This window comes from Desulfonema magnum (genome assembly GCF_017377395.1).
GTDB lineage: Bacteria > Desulfobacterota > Desulfobacteria > Desulfobacterales > 4be13 > Desulfonema_C > Desulfonema_C magnum.
The window spans coordinates 2289858-2304943 of sequence record NZ_CP061800.1 but is presented as its reverse complement, the minus strand read 5'-3'; the positions used below and the strand labels follow the sequence as shown (position 1 = coordinate 2304943).

The window sequence follows — 15086 nt, the reverse complement described above, 5'->3', positions numbered from 1 at the left end:
AGATAATAACTCGATGATTAAGTTTTTGGATCCGATTCGAACAAAAAACGTGTTATTTATAGGAAAGCAGGAATCCGTTTTGGGCAGATGCAAGCGTTCCGGGAACTGTGGGGTCCTGCTTTCGCAGGCTTCGGCGTGAACTCAGTCGAACGGAATGACAGAAAAGAACTTGAACATCGAGTAATAAGGAGCGTATTCATGAATTGAAAGAGAAGTGCTGAAATGAAATTTTCGCACATTTCTCAAAGGACTGAGAGCGTGAGGTGGTGCTAAAATTTCATTTCAGCACTCCTCGGCGAATATGCTCAAAGGGAGGTTGATAAGCTCAGATATGCTCTCTCGTTTATGCGTGAAACATAAAATCGCCATTATGCTGTTTTTTATCCTTATTATACCAGAAATATTTACGCTTTATTTGCTTGAAACAGGGCAGATTTCAAAACTGATCTGTTATACTTCTTTAGGATTGTCGGTTTCCGTGGGTCTGGTGATTCCGCTGGCGAATGCCCTGGCATATGTTATCGTACTCAGGGAAATCAGGGAGATGAACGGGTTTTGTCAACGCATCAGGATGGGAAAATATGATTTTTTTTTCGATCTCCCGAATGAGGAAGAAGAAGAATCGGAAATGATACAACTCAAGCGAAATATGAACTGGATGCTCAGAGTCATTTCAAACCGTTCGAATTTCTTACGCTCTCAGCTACTTGCAAGTGAAAAAACAGGAGCGGAATTCAAAGATTTGTCGCTAAAAGATTCGTTAACGCATTTATATAACAGGCGGTGTTTTGATGCAAAAATAAAGGAACTTGCCGAAAATGCGAGAGAGTCCGGCCATGCTTTTTTCCTGATCCTCATTGATGTGGATGAATTTAAGCAAATCAATGATAAATTTGGTCATCAGGCTGGTGACGAATTGCTGATCAGGCTGGGAAGGATTCTTATGGATTCCACCCGAAAAGGAACGGATTTTCCTTTTCGCTATGGCGGAGATGAATTCGGCGTCATTGTGTCGGAAACCTGTTTGGAAAAAGTCCTTGAGATCGCAGCCCGCATATGGTGCAGATATAAAAAAGGCGCGCTCGGAGATTCAACGCTCAGTATCGGCGTTGCTGAATTCATCTGCGGGCATGGCAATATTGAGAAGGATATCCGAACGCTCATCAAAGCCGCTGACGATGCTGTCTATCAGTCCAAAAATACTGGCAGAAAAAAAATCATTGTAAATGATGCTCAGACAAAACAAGTTATTACGTTGCCAAACCAATGTTTGGAAACAAAATTGGAGGAACTTGGAAAACCAGCGTCTGAGAAGGAATTTAAGCTTGCAAACCGGAGGTGAAAATGGCAAAGGTTGGAAAAAGAGTCCAAAGCAACTGGCGTATCGGAGCACATACAGTGAACACCTATAAACTGAGAGTCAATGATCCGGCTACGAGGAGAAAAAGAAGAACTTCGAAGCAGATACGGAGAGTCATCGCCAGCGCCCTGAACAAAGTCAGGGGCATGGGAAAAAATGTGGATTTGCGTTCCGAGAAATTTAAGGGAAAGGAAAAAGTCAGGCAGTTGTATAAAATCAGCCTGTTTCAGTCTGAGTATTATGCGCTGTGTGTTATGAATGTCGTCATCACCCTTTTTACCGAGGATATGATCCAAAACGATATAAAAAGAAGGGGACTGAGGTTTCTTGACGAAGAACCTTTTGAAGAACTGAGACATCTCTGTCATTATTGAAGCATCTGACAGAAGTATATTTTTTTGTCAATAATTTTAGGCTCACCAAAATTTATACGTTTGAACAAAATTGAGTGTTGGGTGTTACATATCAGATGTTCAGAATGTTCACCTTTCTTCTTCATAACATCTGACACCGAACACGGAGGGTTGTCCAATGAAATCCTTTAAAAACGAAGAAGTACGGCCAAATTTTATATGGGAGATTCATCCCCATTTCAAATGCCCTGTCATTGGCGCGTGTCTCAGTATTGCGGAACACAGAAAGCTGATCAAAAAACTCGGTTATCAGACCAAAAGGCTGACATCCTATGAGCTTCACAGAATTATTATGGAGCATATGAACAAAGAGAACCGGGTGTCTCTGAAAGTCGAAAGGTATCTCAGGCATAAATATCAGAACAGCGTTTCAAGTCTTTTTGATCTGGATGCGGACCAGTTCATGGAAGAATGGCGTAATGCTTTCAGGCAAGGCGATTTGGATGGCCCCTTCTATGTGGCCGCGATCAGAAAAAATCTGTCAGAGGAACATCTCAAGGAGATATTCGGTGAGATTCATATGCTGTCTCATGCCCATCTGGCAGAAGTTATGCAGGCACGGCGTGACCTCACTTTGCAACAGAAAGCCAATGAGAAATTGGCAAGGCTTCTGAATCGGGAAAAAGAAAGTCATAAAAAAGCCAAAAAAGAAAATTCAAACCTGAAAGACGCGTTACATGACATGCGATGTTTTACAGAGAAGCGGAATTCTTTCTCACAGGACCGGGTTTTAAAAGAAAAGCGGGTCCGAGATTTGGAAGCGGAGAATATCGCGCTGAGGGAAAAGGTCAGAGAGGCGGATAAAGCAGTATCGGATCGGACCATGCGGCTGGAACTGGAGAACCAAAGACTTCGAACTCAGATATCTGATATGAAAACAGCAAACCATGGCCTGGCGAATGAAATGAGCGGGCTGATCTCCCAACTCTCCGGTTTTATCCGTTGTGAAGACGGGTGCAATGAGGAATGTCCCAGATTCCGAATTTGCGCCAAACGGATTCTTATTGTGGGCGGCATCACCCGGATAAAACATCTGTACAGGCATCTTATCGAATCTGCCGGCGGTGAGTTTGATTATCATGACGGCTACATGAGAAACGGAAAGGAAAATCTGGAGGTCAGAGTCAGACGCTCGGACCTGATTATCTGTCCGGTGGATTGTAACAGTCACGGGGCAGCGCTGAAGGTGAAAAAGCTTTGCAGAAAGCATAACAAAACAGTCAGAATGCTTCCGAGTTCAAGCCTGAGCGCCATCTCAGGCGCATTGTTCGATGTCGCGGAGAGTGTGAAGAACTGAATGTTTCATTTTTCGTTGTTGGCCTGTGTCAATATTTAAACAGCTAAACACCTAAATCCAAAGGAGCCGGATATGAGCGCAAATTTCAAAATAAAATCCCATCATGTCAACGGAAGTCTTCACATTGAACTCAGCGGTGATTTTGACGGCAGTTCCGCGTGGGAACTGGCGAACACGATCATGCTCAAAAACAAGGGAACCAGGGAGGTGATTGTCAATGCGGAGAAGATCGGAGAGGTTTTTCCGTTTGGCAGTGCGGTCTTTGAAAGCCTGATCAACACCAATATCATACCCGCGGATAAGATCACTTTTGAAAATGAAAAAGGGCCGGAGATAAGAGGCTTTCGCAAAAAGTCGTTTTCCAATGAAGACATGAAGCGACGTTATTCTGACAGAGGCAGATCCATGAGCCGTTGCAGTATTATGTGAGGCATGTTATATTTTGTTTTAACCGAAAGAAACTCTTTTCCGGAGTGCAAAAATTAAGCGAAGCGGTTTTTTGCACTCCGGAGGGATGAAAACAGGAAAAGGAGAAAAATGATGATGTACCAGGCTTTTATAACAACGGAGCCGGATCAGGCTTTTTATGAGGATAATATCAAGTGTCAGACCGTTTCATGCAAACAATGCGGGAAGAGAATCCCTTATGCGGAGCTTTATGAAGTCAATGCCTTTGTTTGTCTGTGCTCGAAAAGCAGAAGTTTTGTTTATCTGTGTCCGAATTGCTTCAGACGTTTGGAGATACTCTCTCAGCGTTTCGGGAAATATCTGAGAAGAGGGGCGATGAGAAAGGTCATTGCTGAAAACAAACACCTATGCAAAGGGGAGAAGAATAAGATTCTTCTTTCCTCTGCCCGCTAAAAAACGACAAGAAAGGAGATGCTATTGTTACCTCTGACGGTCAGCCTTCACGAACTGATTGACGTTGTTATCACCACACTGGATGCGAGAGACCCCTATACGCTGGAACATTCCTTCAGGGTAGCCGAATATTCCGAACGCATTTCCGAGGATATGGGACTGGATGCGGATATGCATCAGCGGGTCCATATCGCGGCCCATCTTCATGACATCGGTAAAATCGGGGTTTCGGACGCGGTACTCAACAAACCGGGAAAACTGACAAACGCGGAAATGAAAGAAATACAGTCTCATTCCCGGATCGGATACAATATTTTAAGCAGAATTCCTATGCTGCGGGAAATTTCGGAGATTGTCCTGCATCATCATGAGCGGTTTGATGGAAAAGGGTATCCCCGGGGACTTATGGGGGATAAAATTCCGCTGGAATCGAGAATTATCGCTGTCGCGGACGCATTTGACGCGATGACCTCGGACCGGCCATACAGAAAAGGGATGCCCTCCGATGATGCGGTCAGAGAAATCAACCGTCATAAAGAGACACAGTTCTGCCCTCTGATTGTGAACAGCTTCAACCGGGTGGCTCCGCAATTTTTTCTTTACAAGTCTTCTGACCCGTCTCCTAATGATGCTCACTTTGCCTTTTTCGGACATGAGGATCTGATGCTCTCAAAAATGGTTTGTAATGGAAAAAACCTTGATCTGTCTGTATCTGTGGGGCAGACCAATGCTGAGATGAATCGCCATAAGAGGCAGAGCCTCTGAATACCCGTTACGAGGCAGGAGCCTCGTAACGAGAAAAAACCGGTAGTGTTCTAAAACTGGACTTGAACCGATATTTCCTAAATTGATTCAAATGGTTAAGATTTTTAGCTCCAGTTTTGGAACACTACCGGAATCATGATGCCAAAAAGCGCGATAGAAGGGATGGTCATAATGATTCCTGCAATATAAAGCACAATATCCGCAGCTTTCCGGTTGAATGTGATCCAGATCCCAATGGGAATGCCGGTAAGAATGGCGATAAAAACAGCAATCGCGACAATATAGGTGTGCTGCCATGCCAATTCAAGGGTTTCAGGCCAGTTTTGAATCAAAAACCGATAGGTGTCCATGATTGTCTCCCCAATTCAAAAACTTAAAATGTTTAGCAAGTTTGAAACTGAACGGATTTTATTTTTGATGGAAAAATTTTTAACCCTTTGGTTTTTTCTGCTGATTTTTTTGATCTGATAAGAATTATAATGCGTTTATACAAAAAATAACAGCAGAATATTATTTGATAAAATTCTTTTAATTTCGCTCGGTGACAGAAAGATTTCCGAATTTCAAATCCTTTCTACACGAATTAAATTGATATGTCAAACTTGCCGCGTCTGTTCTTTTCGCTGAACAGTCTGAGAGAGGGGTAATCGAATTTTTCTGAGGGTCAGGTGTCGGATCGTATTTTGGTAGTGTTCTAAATTTGGAGCTAGTCATTTTTTATTACTCATATTACTAGTCCGAATTCATATACATTGATGAACAGTCCGATGACGATATCATGCATCTTCTCCAATTTGGAGAAACAGATTGTTTTTCTCGCAAGACGTTTTATTCTCGTCCTCAGAGTCAGATGTTTCCTTTCTATTGACCTTTCTGAAATCACGCTAAAGCCTTATCCAACGTGTGATTATTGGGAATAATACTCTGAAAATGCTCTTTGAAAATTTTTCGGACGTCAACGAACTTCGGGCAGAGTCTGACTAACTTGTTAATGGTCACATTTCGGAAGCGTCGGAGCTTCCTCAGATTCTGCTTCATCATATTGACGACGAGGTATGCGATGACTTTGACGCCGACGCAGGCATGAGCCCCCTTCCGATCTCGGAGATGCATTGCTCCCAGTTCGAGAGTGTCTTTGAGGAGCTTCCGGAATTCTTCGATGCGATGATGGAAGGCGAAGGCATGCAGTGCCTCGCTGCTACGCAGAGGTCGTCCTGCTATAATAAGGTAGCTGACCGCCCGTTTCCCCTTCGGAATATAGAAGACGAGAATAACCTCGCCGAAGGTTTCGCTTACTGCTTCGGTTCGATACACCGGCTGTCCGTCTGTTCCCCATCCGGGAGTAAGACGATCTTTGAAATTTTTCCGCCACTGGCCGGCCTTCCGGATTTCTCCGTCAATTTCAAAGACGTAGTTGTCCTTGCCGCGGAAAATTCCGGTAAGAGTCAGTAAGAGTGCGGGATCGGACGATTCGGCATCTTCGTTCGCAAGGCCGGTGTCTGTAGCTGACGCATCCGATTCGGACGAGGCTTCTTCCGAACATTCACCGCGGCAGAATGCCGCGATATCCTGAGAAAAATATGCCGCATCACCTGTAGTTCCGAGGCGGCTGATGTCAATGCCCGCGGCTTCGAATTTTGCTTCGGCGGCTTTCAGCATCTCCTCATATATCTCAGGCTTGGTTTTAAGCCCCCTGCCCTGTTTGGAGACTATCCGCACGTCGAGAGGGAGAATAATGTCGCCGATTACCAGAATCAGAGCGATCACGTTCTGCCCGTTCGCCACGCGTTTAAGCTGGCCGCTCCACCATTTCCATACATAGCCGAGTTCCGTGGCAATACGGGCAATCACGGAGTCATCGACTGCCATAATCAGTCCGTCCCGGCTTTTTGTGGCATCGCTCATGGTGAGCCTCTCCCGCAGGAGAGGAACAGCGATGCTGTAAAGGTGATTCTGCAGGAACTTACGCCAGCAGTAAACACTGACGTTTTTAACACGGTCATAGGTGGCGGTTTTCGGGAGTCCGAGCACCTGCATAACCTGGTAAACATTGTCCGCTCCGAGAAATACCGCCATGCTGATGAGAAGAAGGGTTTCCATATCCTCATCAGGCATCCGGCGGAAATACGGGCGGAGTATTTTTCCGAACTCCTCGGCGGCACGAAGCATTTCTTCGGTAAAATGTTCCTCAGCGGTTTTCGTTGTCATAATAAGAACCTCCTTATAATATCGGCACCCGGAATCAGGGCGGTCAGAGGCTCGGACATATATTTCCGAACCGTATATTTGTACAGTATATCACGAAGTCCGTCGTATGCCAAGAAAAATTTTAAATCCGAGTGTCTGACTACAGATTCGCATTCTTAAAATATAAGCTGGTTTCAAACGCATTTTCATGAGATTAATTTATGTAAACTCAATATAAACAGCATGTTAATTTCAATACTGGAAAGGTCAATTCTATTTTCTGAGTGTTTCTTTTACCTATCTCATGATTCGCAGGATTGAGATTTCGTTCATAAGCACCCCAATTGTCAGTATAAAACTTTACAATTCCGAAAGGTTCGAGGAGCCTTTTCAGTTCGAGGAAGACTTTGTCCTCATGCGTTCCGAAGGTATATGCGAGAACTTTTCCGGTTTTGTGATCAACGGCGTGCCAGAGCCACCTCTGATTCTCCTTTTTGCCCACGAAACTCCACATCTCATCCGCCTCAGCCTCCTCAACTTTCAATATGTCAACCTCAATATTTTCAGTATGTTCCAAAGTTTTAAGGAGTTCGGAATTCACCGAGTCGAGAAGAGTTTCCTTTTTTTTTAATTCGCTTATCACGGTGTCCGTGCTGATTTCCAGCACGCGGGCGATGTCCCGGATACCGCTGCCGCTGAGACTCATTTCAATAATTTTGTGCTTAATATCTGATTTTCTTCCGTTATATGTATAGTCGAGAAGAAAAAATTTTGCCTCGCAATTCTCATTCTGACACAGGTAACGCTGCTTTCCGTCATCTGTTTTTCCTCTTTTTTTCACTTTCTCACCTCCGCAAAGCGGACAGCGGACAGGAATCAGTGCCATCGAAATATTCCTCCGAAAATAGTTTTTTACTCCTGAATGACTACACTATAATAACACAGATTTCAGAAAAGTCCAGTTTTAGAACACCACCCGTATTTTTTCGGTATGATAAGTACCTAACCATAAGTTTTCGATATCTGCCCGGGAAAGAAACCCGGCTTTTTTCCCGGAATGATCCGCCTCCGGTGAAGGAAAAACCCGGGTTTCTCCGCGGTTCACAGAAAAAAAGATGTATAAAAAACTTTTGATCGGGTACTTATAAAACAGACTTCCGAAGTTTCAGAGACTTCGGAAGCCTTGGAACAGGGAAATTTTTGTCAGATCACAACTGCTTTAATTGACAAATATTTTTCCCAAGTTCGCCTTGGTGAGCGAGTCATCGTTGTACGCTCTGAGGCCGGTTCTCCTGACAGATTCCATTCCTCTTTGGTCATAAACCGGCATTTCAATTTCAGGAGCCTGGTCCGGATTCACTTCCCCTGAAATGCGCATGGCCGCTTCCAGTTTGGCAAAAGAGAAATCATTAAAATCGCGGAGGCAGCCAAAGGAATGGCGAATCATATGGACGCCGTATTTCAGGCACAGGGCCAGACCTGTCCGGACATCTGCAATGGCCTGTTCCGTGGGATGTTCCTCATATGTGGTTCCCGCACTCTGACACGAGGGGATATCAAGCATGAGATTCAGATGCGCCATGAGTATGTTTGCTATATCATGGCTGACCAGACCATAATCAGGTCTGAATTCGGTTCGGGGATCGGAAATAGTCGGATTTCCTGCATGAATACAGGTGATGCCCGGGCGAATTAACTGGGCTGTGCAAATCCCAAAAAGAACTTCCGCGTGGGCCATGGCGAGTACGCCATTATAACAATAGGGGGCAGTGACCCCGGCCAGGGGCATTGCCGAGATAAAAACCGGCAGTCCGGCTTTTACAACTTTCACAAAGTAGTCTGAAAGTTCCTCATTAACCTCCAAAGAAGAATGGGTAAGGGGAAACACAGCCATGATGTTTTTTTTTTTTGCATAGATTCCTTTTGCCTTTTCAAGGGTGGCATCCGAATTTATTGTCAGGCAGAGCGGCTTACTGCAATGCTCGGCCATTAAACTCATTTGCAAAAGGTCATCCCGGAGTCTTACCCCCTTTCCCATACCTGCCACGGCCTGATTCATCTGGGCAAGTTTGGCAATCCGAATTGCGTGTCCGGCAGAAGGGGAAAGCCCGCCTTTTCCTGCCATGTCGTCATAAATATATGAGGCCCCGTCGCCGATGAAAAAGCTGTTCCGGGGAACGAAGAAATCCCCTGTTCCCGGAACGGTCCTGAGGCAGCGTTCAACTAAATCGGAAGTAATATATATCCGGTCATCAAAAACAATCGCTTCTCCTTCATCTTCAAAACGCTCAAAAAGCTTCAGTATTTCCGGATTCTTGCATCCGACGCCCAAATCCTCCAGCACCCAAATTGCATCCTCATGGACCTGGAACAGCATATTCACGGTATCTTCACCCAGCAAATGTTTTGATCTTTCTATTTGTTCTTTGTTCTTCACAGCTTTTCCTTCTTTATTGCCTTGATTTATGTTTTTTACATTACTCAATGTCATCTTTTTCAATATGTTAATAAGATATGTATAGCTGCTTTCTGACACTGAAAACGTGCGAGGAATTATGAAAAAATGTAATTTTCGCACGCCTTCATCTGTCTGACTCAGTATTCAGATTCCGCAGCATTTTTTATATTTCTTACCGCTTCCGCACGGACACGGATCATTACGGCCGATTTTGTTCTCAATCTTTTTGGGAGTGACAGGGTTCAGAAGCCGGTCAATATCCGAAGTATCCTCGGGTTTGTCAGGCTCAAATCCGATGATGTAATGCCATCCGTGTTTCTCACATATGGACGCGATTTCCGCTCCTCTTTCCTCTGTCTGAACCCGCACGATGGCAGGCTTTTTTTTGGTGCCCAGCTTTGCCATTTTTCCTCCGTATTTTGAATTTAATATCACTCGTCAATTTTATCCGCCGTCACATTCTCGCTAACAGCTATGTCCTGGCGGTTTAAGGGGAATATGAACATTTCAGCATTTTTCCTGACATCTGGCAGTTTCAATCACTCATACAATTTTAGCATACACTTCTTTAAGAGAAAACTCGCATTCAATACTTTCAATTTGCACGATATCATGCGCATCTCGAAACTCAAAATAGGTCCACATCCCGTCACGTTGCTTTACATATTGTTCAACCCGGTACGGCGTTTGCGTTATCAGAATGTACTCGGAAAGAGATTTGATATATTGATAGTGTTCAAACTTTTTACCCCGGTCATAGGCTTCTGTGGTGTCTGATAATACTTCAATAATCATCAGCGGATTAAGTAAGGTGTCACTGTCTTCGAATATTTCCTGGCCGCATGTTGCTGCAATATCAGGATATGTATATTTGCCGATTTTATTTATTTTCACCCGCATGTCACTGGGATATACATTACAGGGACGCTCCAGCAACTGGTTGCCAAGCACTCTGATAATATTTGCCACAATGAGGTTATGCTGTCTGCTCGCTCCTGCCATAGCAAACATTTCACCTGCAAAATATTCACTTTTAAATTCAGCTTTGCGTTCAATGGCAAGATATTCCTCAGAAGATAACAGATTCTCAGGCTGAGATGGCATAAAAGCACCTTATAATATGATAAGCTAAAGGGAGGCATGTCGCGGATGGGCGGATTCATAAATCGGGGGAGGAAGTCGGGGGAGGAGTGCTGAAATGAAATTTCAGCACCATTTTTCCAAAGGTCCGCGGGTATAAGGCGGTGCTGAATTTTCATTTTAGCACTCCCCGACAGTTCAGTCCTCCAAACTCTTAAATGCGCCTGTCGCGGACATGCCTCCTGCAATATTTATTTGGGTACTACAAAATGCAGGTTTTCCATACACAACTGCATATGCGTCACAATGTCCGCCACGTTTTCTGTATATGAAGCCACGGGATCGCTCCCATTCTTAATTCCTCCGGCAATGGCCCTGCCTGCCCGGTATCCTGAATCTATGGCCGCGCTGATCCCTTCACCGTTGAGATACATCAGCCCCGCGGCATCTCCGACAAGCAACACGTTGTCCCTTCCGAAATAAGGCGGAGCGATTTTCAACACGCAGCCCTCTTCTCTTTGCTTATCTTTAAAAACAATGTTAAACTTTTCCGCCAAAAACTGTTCAAAATTTTTAATATATCTTTTAAGATCACATCCCTTGAAACCGCCGACACTCATCGCCAACATATCATCTTTGTGATGAACACACGCGATGATATCTCCCAAATCCGGTTCCATAAACACATACCAGTGACCATCCTTTAAATCTCCCGGATCTTCAAAGCGATGATAACCATAATAAGCAACGCATTCTTTGCTTTGTTCATCTCCCTCAGGCGCGAGCAGGGTTCTTACCCGTGAATTGGAACCATCTGCTCCGACCAAATAGGAACATAGCAGTTCTTCTGTTCCGCCGTCAGGCAGGGAAACTTCGACTTTCATCTTGTTATTCTCTGACGTATAGCCTCGGAATCGGCAATTATCCCTGTAATCGGCCCCTGATTCTTTTAAAAGCCAGTGATCAAATTTGTTTCTCCAAATATTTTGATAGGCCCGGGGAAACTCCTCTCCATCTTTGGCCAACTCCCATACATAGCCGGAAAAGCTTCCGTCCTTGTGCCATTCCAAAATATCAGATGCCTTTATGACTTCAGGTTTGCAGCAGACTTCTTTCGGAGGAAGCGTGCCAAAATATTTTTTCAGCAGTACCTGAGTCTGTCCGAAAAGAACACCTGAGCATGTTTTATGTCGGGGAAGTTTGGCTTTTTCAACCACAAGAACGTCAATTGCCTCTTCTTTTAAAACCTTTGCACACGCTGATCCGCCAGGACCGGAGCCAATAACAATAACTTTATGTTCCAGCATAGTTACCTCTGTTTCAGGGTTGTTTAATTTTAAAGATATTGGAAAACGGACTGATTTAAACTGGCGGGGCAGAACCCCACCCTGCCGATGAGATTAGCACATGTGAATTCATCAGGGAATCGCCGGAGAAGTGAAAAGACCTTCAATCGTATCCCATACAACATCTTTTCCCCGTCGTGTTTTCGCGGAAAACAAAATCAGGTCATTTTTATCTACGGAAAGTGTCTTTGCTATGGAAAGATGCTGTTTTATCTGTTTTGTCTTAGAGAGCTTATCTGTCTTTGTTAATACCAGAATATTTGAGATATTAAACTGATTAAGCCAGTCAATGAAATTCATTTCCTCATAACCGGGAGTACGGCGTATGTCCATGATCAGGACCACTCCTTTTAACGCGCTTCTTGTTGAAAGATAGGTTTCAATCATAGTACCCCATTTTTTTTTAACAGACATGGGAACCTTTGCGTATCCGTATCCCGGAAGATCGACAAAGGAAATCATTTCATTTATCAGAAAAAAATTAATAAGTTGGGTTCGCCCTGGCGTGGAACTTGTCTTGACCAGGCGTTTTCGGTTTACAAGTGTGTTGATCAGCGAAGACTTGCCCACATTGGAGCGACCGGAAAAAGCGATTTCCGGAAAATCTCCGGGAGGATATTGGGACGCTTCAACAGCGCTTTTAATAAATTCAGCGGATTTTATAATCATAGGTGTCAGGTGTTAAGTGTCAGGTGTTAAGTGTCAGGTGTCAGGAAAAATTATGAAAATATTCTCGTATTCTTGTTCCCATTCTTCGTGTCGGAATGGCTCGGACATGCTTCGCGTCCGGAAATCCGTCACAGCCGGACGTGAAGCATCCGTACTGCATTCCTACGCGAACCATGAGACAAATTGTCCGGAGTGCCAAACTTACAGTTTGGCAGCCCCCCTTGTTTTCGGGTTTCCGGGTGCAGGAACGATTGCGACCTGTGCGGTTCCAATTTTTGTAGGGTGGGTGGAGCGAAGCGGAACCCACCATTTAGAATTTCCGGTGGGTTCCGCTTCGCTCCACCCACCCTACAGCTGTAAATTGCCGAACTGTAAGTTTGGCACTCCTGAACGACAGATGTTTTCTTATAAGTCTGTATTTATGCCTGAATATTTTTCAGATACTGCTCTAAGCGATTCATTCCTTCTGCAATGTTTTCCAGGGAGTTTGCGTAAGAAAAGCGAAGATATCCCTCACCGTTTTTCCCGAAATCAATGCCAGGCGTCACGCCCACGCGGGCTTTTTCCAGAATATCAAAAGAAAGCTTATAAGAATCATTGGAAATATGTTTGGCGTTTACAAAAACATAAAACGCTCCTGTGGGTTCCACGGTAATTCCAAAGCCCATTTCTTTGAGGCGGCGGATCATGTATTGTCGCCGCTTATCATAGGTCTGCTTCATACGCGTGACATCTTCCCCTGCTTTGTTCAGCGCGGCAATCCCCGCGATCTGGACTGTTGAATTGGGAGAAATGAAAAAATTCTGCTGAATTTTCTGAATAGGCCGGATAAACGCCCTGGGCGCAATGAGATAGCCCAGGCGGAGTCCTGTCATGGCGTAAAGCTTTGAAAATCCGTTGAGTACAAAGGCATTATCTGTAAATTCCAGAATGGAATGTTCTTTTCCCTCATACACCAGGCCGTGATAAATTTCATCTGAAATAACATAAGACCTGCCCGGTTCTGTAAGATCAGCAATGGCCCGCATCCGGTTTTCCGAGAGAAGGTTTCCAGTAGGGTTTGACGGGGAATTAATGAACACACCTTTTGTTTTTTCTGTAATTTTTTCTTTAATTGCTTCGGGTCTGTACTGAAATCCGTCTTCTTCATAGACAGGCACTGTCACCGGTTCCGCGTCCATGAATTTTATAAAATTGGGATAGCACGCGTAATGGGGATCTGAAATAATGACCTGGTCCCCTTTTTCCAGAAGTACTGAAAACAAACTGAACATGACCGGCGAGGTTCCTGAACCGATCACGATCTGCTCCGGTTCTGTCATTACATTGTACGTCTTAAGATAATATTCGCAGATGGCTTCCCTCAGTTCAATCATGCCCAGACTGTGGGTATAATGGGTATGACCGTCTTCAAGCGCCTTGCATGTGGCTTCTCTCACACACAGGGGAATATCAAAATCAGGTTCTCCCACCTCCAGATGAATGATGCTGACTCCGTTGCGTTCCATTTCATGGGCTTTTTCAAGGACATCCATGACAATGAAAGAGGTAATGTCTTTTACTCGGCTTGAAATCATTTTATTACCTTGTTTAATTTTTTATTCTTTTTATGAAGACCTTTTGCATAACTTTGCGTAAATAATAAAGTAAAAATGTGTGAATCGCAGATAAACACGAATGAAGGGACCAACACAGATTTTTTTAATCTGCGGAATCAGTGAAATGTGCGTTAATCTGTGGTTCGGAACCGGATTTTATTATTTTCTGCAGAAGGACAAAACTACGGAGAAACCAGATAAAAAATTGAATTTTATCTCCTTTTTTATCAGATTTCTTTGGAATTTTGTTCTGATTTTATAATTTCCTAGAAAATAAAAAAATTCATTAAGTAATATTACTTTGTCATAATTTCAAGCCAGAGGTCAAGAAATTTTCTTGCGTTCGTTTCTCAACGGATCCGGATCACTGCCCCGGAATGTATAAACACACTCTTTCAAGGCGGTTACAAAATTTTTTGATTTCCTGATACTCAGCAGATCACAAATTTTCATAAATCCGGAGTGAAAAATTTCTGATCTCCTGATAAGGAGGAAATTCTTCCCCATAGAATACAGCATTCACCCCATTGACTGTTTCCCGGTCTTGTGAAACAATTTATCAGAATTTTCCCAAAGGTGTTTGATTATAAGTGCTTGGGGAAAAAATTGAAAATTAAAAATAAAAAAATTTGCAATTTCCAACAGTTAATCCAAATTGATCTGTCAGCCGTCAATTTTTGGCTTTCAGTCATGCAGATTCAGGATGCCATGAGGGATTTTCCCAAAAATAAGTATCGGTCCTTTAACCTGAATCGTGTATATTCTCAGTAAATGGAAAAATCTCCCGGGAGGGCAGAGGGAAATCACCGAGAACGCATCCCCTGCCCCCTCGTCCGAGTGATCTCACGCCCAAGTCAGAGGGGGTTTTCCATCTGCTATATTTGACCGCATTGATTATGACAGGTCAGTCTGCGGAAGACTTCCCGAGTTTTCAAAACTTCGGAGGTCTCATGTCACCCGTCGGAATCATTGCGGCCGGGTGCTGATATTATTAACAAAACTACAGGAATTTCCGATAACAAATTGTTTTTTTATCATGAAAATACATTCTG

Annotated in this window: 14 protein-coding genes and 2 pseudogenes; 6 read left to right on the top strand and 10 right to left on the bottom strand. The window is 43.9% G+C overall.

Annotation, left to right across the window (positions count from 1 at the left end):
* Window positions 1–331 precede the first annotated feature (331 nt).
* The 6 genes from dnm_RS09260 to dnm_RS09235 all read left to right on the top strand — a co-directional run bounded on the left by dnm_RS09260 (window position 332) and on the right by dnm_RS09235 (window position 4696).
* Window positions 332–1342: a GGDEF domain-containing protein gene (locus dnm_RS09260; protein WP_207682373.1), complete on the top strand. Its 1011-nt coding sequence runs from the start codon at window positions 332–334 to the stop codon at window positions 1340–1342.
* A 2-nt stretch (window positions 1343–1344) separates the two neighbouring features.
* Window positions 1345–1734, top strand: coding sequence for a hypothetical protein (locus dnm_RS09255; protein ID WP_207682372.1), 390 nt, complete (start codon window positions 1345–1347; stop codon window positions 1732–1734).
* A gap of 157 nt (window positions 1735–1891) precedes the next feature.
* Entirely contained in the window at window positions 1892–3070 is a 1179-nt protein-coding gene (locus dnm_RS09250) for a DUF2325 domain-containing protein (RefSeq protein ID WP_207682371.1), read from the top strand.
* Window positions 3071–3142: 72 nt separating this feature from the next.
* Complete coding sequence (locus tag dnm_RS09245) at window positions 3143–3499, top strand: hypothetical protein (protein WP_207682370.1); 357 nt, start codon at window positions 3143–3145, stop codon at window positions 3497–3499.
* Window positions 3500–3607: 108 nt separating this feature from the next.
* A complete protein-coding gene (locus dnm_RS09240) occupies window positions 3608–3931 on the top strand; it encodes a hypothetical protein (RefSeq protein ID WP_207682369.1) in 324 nt (107 codons plus the stop codon).
* A gap of 18 nt (window positions 3932–3949) precedes the next feature.
* Window positions 3950–4696: an HD-GYP domain-containing protein gene (locus tag dnm_RS09235; RefSeq protein WP_207682368.1), complete on the top strand. Its 747-nt coding sequence runs from the start codon at window positions 3950–3952 to the stop codon at window positions 4694–4696.
* Between the two features lie 104 nt (window positions 4697–4800).
* On the opposite strand, the gene dnm_RS09230 is transcribed toward dnm_RS09235, so the two are convergent.
* From dnm_RS09230 to dnm_RS09185, 10 genes and pseudogenes are all read right to left on the bottom strand, one after another.
* Window positions 4801–5046 (bottom strand): ABC transporter permease family protein, encoded by a 246-nt coding sequence (locus tag dnm_RS09230; protein ID WP_207682367.1) that lies wholly within the window; start codon window positions 5044–5046, stop codon window positions 4801–4803.
* Window positions 5047–5420: 374 nt separating this feature from the next.
* Window positions 5421–5576 (bottom strand): annotated as a pseudogene (locus dnm_RS09225) (IS1 family transposase); the annotation flags it as partial.
* Window positions 5576–6904, bottom strand: a complete 1329-nt coding sequence (locus dnm_RS09220) for a hypothetical protein (protein WP_207679484.1) — start codon at window positions 6902–6904, stop codon at window positions 5576–5578. The pseudogene dnm_RS09225 and the gene dnm_RS09220, both read right to left, overlap by 1 nt.
* A gap of 250 nt (window positions 6905–7154) precedes the next feature.
* Window positions 7155–7769 (bottom strand): annotated as a pseudogene (locus dnm_RS09215) (IS1 family transposase); the annotation flags it as partial.
* 333 nt (window positions 7770–8102) lie between these two features.
* On the bottom strand, window positions 8103–9320 hold the full coding sequence (locus dnm_RS09210; protein WP_246556272.1) for a trimethylamine methyltransferase family protein: 1218 nt from the start codon (window positions 9318–9320) through the stop codon (window positions 8103–8105).
* A 165-nt stretch (window positions 9321–9485) separates the two neighbouring features.
* The gene (locus dnm_RS30845; RefSeq protein WP_246556271.1) at window positions 9486–9746 is read right to left on the bottom strand and encodes a PBPRA1643 family SWIM/SEC-C metal-binding motif protein; all 261 of its coding nucleotides are present in this window, start codon (window positions 9744–9746) and stop codon (window positions 9486–9488) included.
* A gap of 138 nt (window positions 9747–9884) precedes the next feature.
* Complete coding sequence (locus tag dnm_RS09200; protein ID WP_207682365.1) at window positions 9885–10445, bottom strand: Uma2 family endonuclease; 561 nt, start codon at window positions 10443–10445, stop codon at window positions 9885–9887.
* A 227-nt stretch (window positions 10446–10672) separates the two neighbouring features.
* Window positions 10673–11728 (bottom strand): NAD(P)/FAD-dependent oxidoreductase, encoded by a 1056-nt coding sequence (locus dnm_RS09195; RefSeq protein WP_207682364.1) that lies wholly within the window; start codon window positions 11726–11728, stop codon window positions 10673–10675.
* 111 nt (window positions 11729–11839) lie between these two features.
* Entirely contained in the window at window positions 11840–12436 is a 597-nt protein-coding gene (yihA, locus tag dnm_RS09190) for a ribosome biogenesis GTP-binding protein YihA/YsxC (protein WP_207682363.1), read from the bottom strand.
* Between the two features lie 419 nt (window positions 12437–12855).
* A complete protein-coding gene (locus tag dnm_RS09185; protein ID WP_207682362.1) occupies window positions 12856–14013 on the bottom strand; it encodes a pyridoxal phosphate-dependent aminotransferase in 1158 nt (385 codons plus the stop codon).
* Window positions 14014–15086 lie beyond the last annotated feature (1073 nt).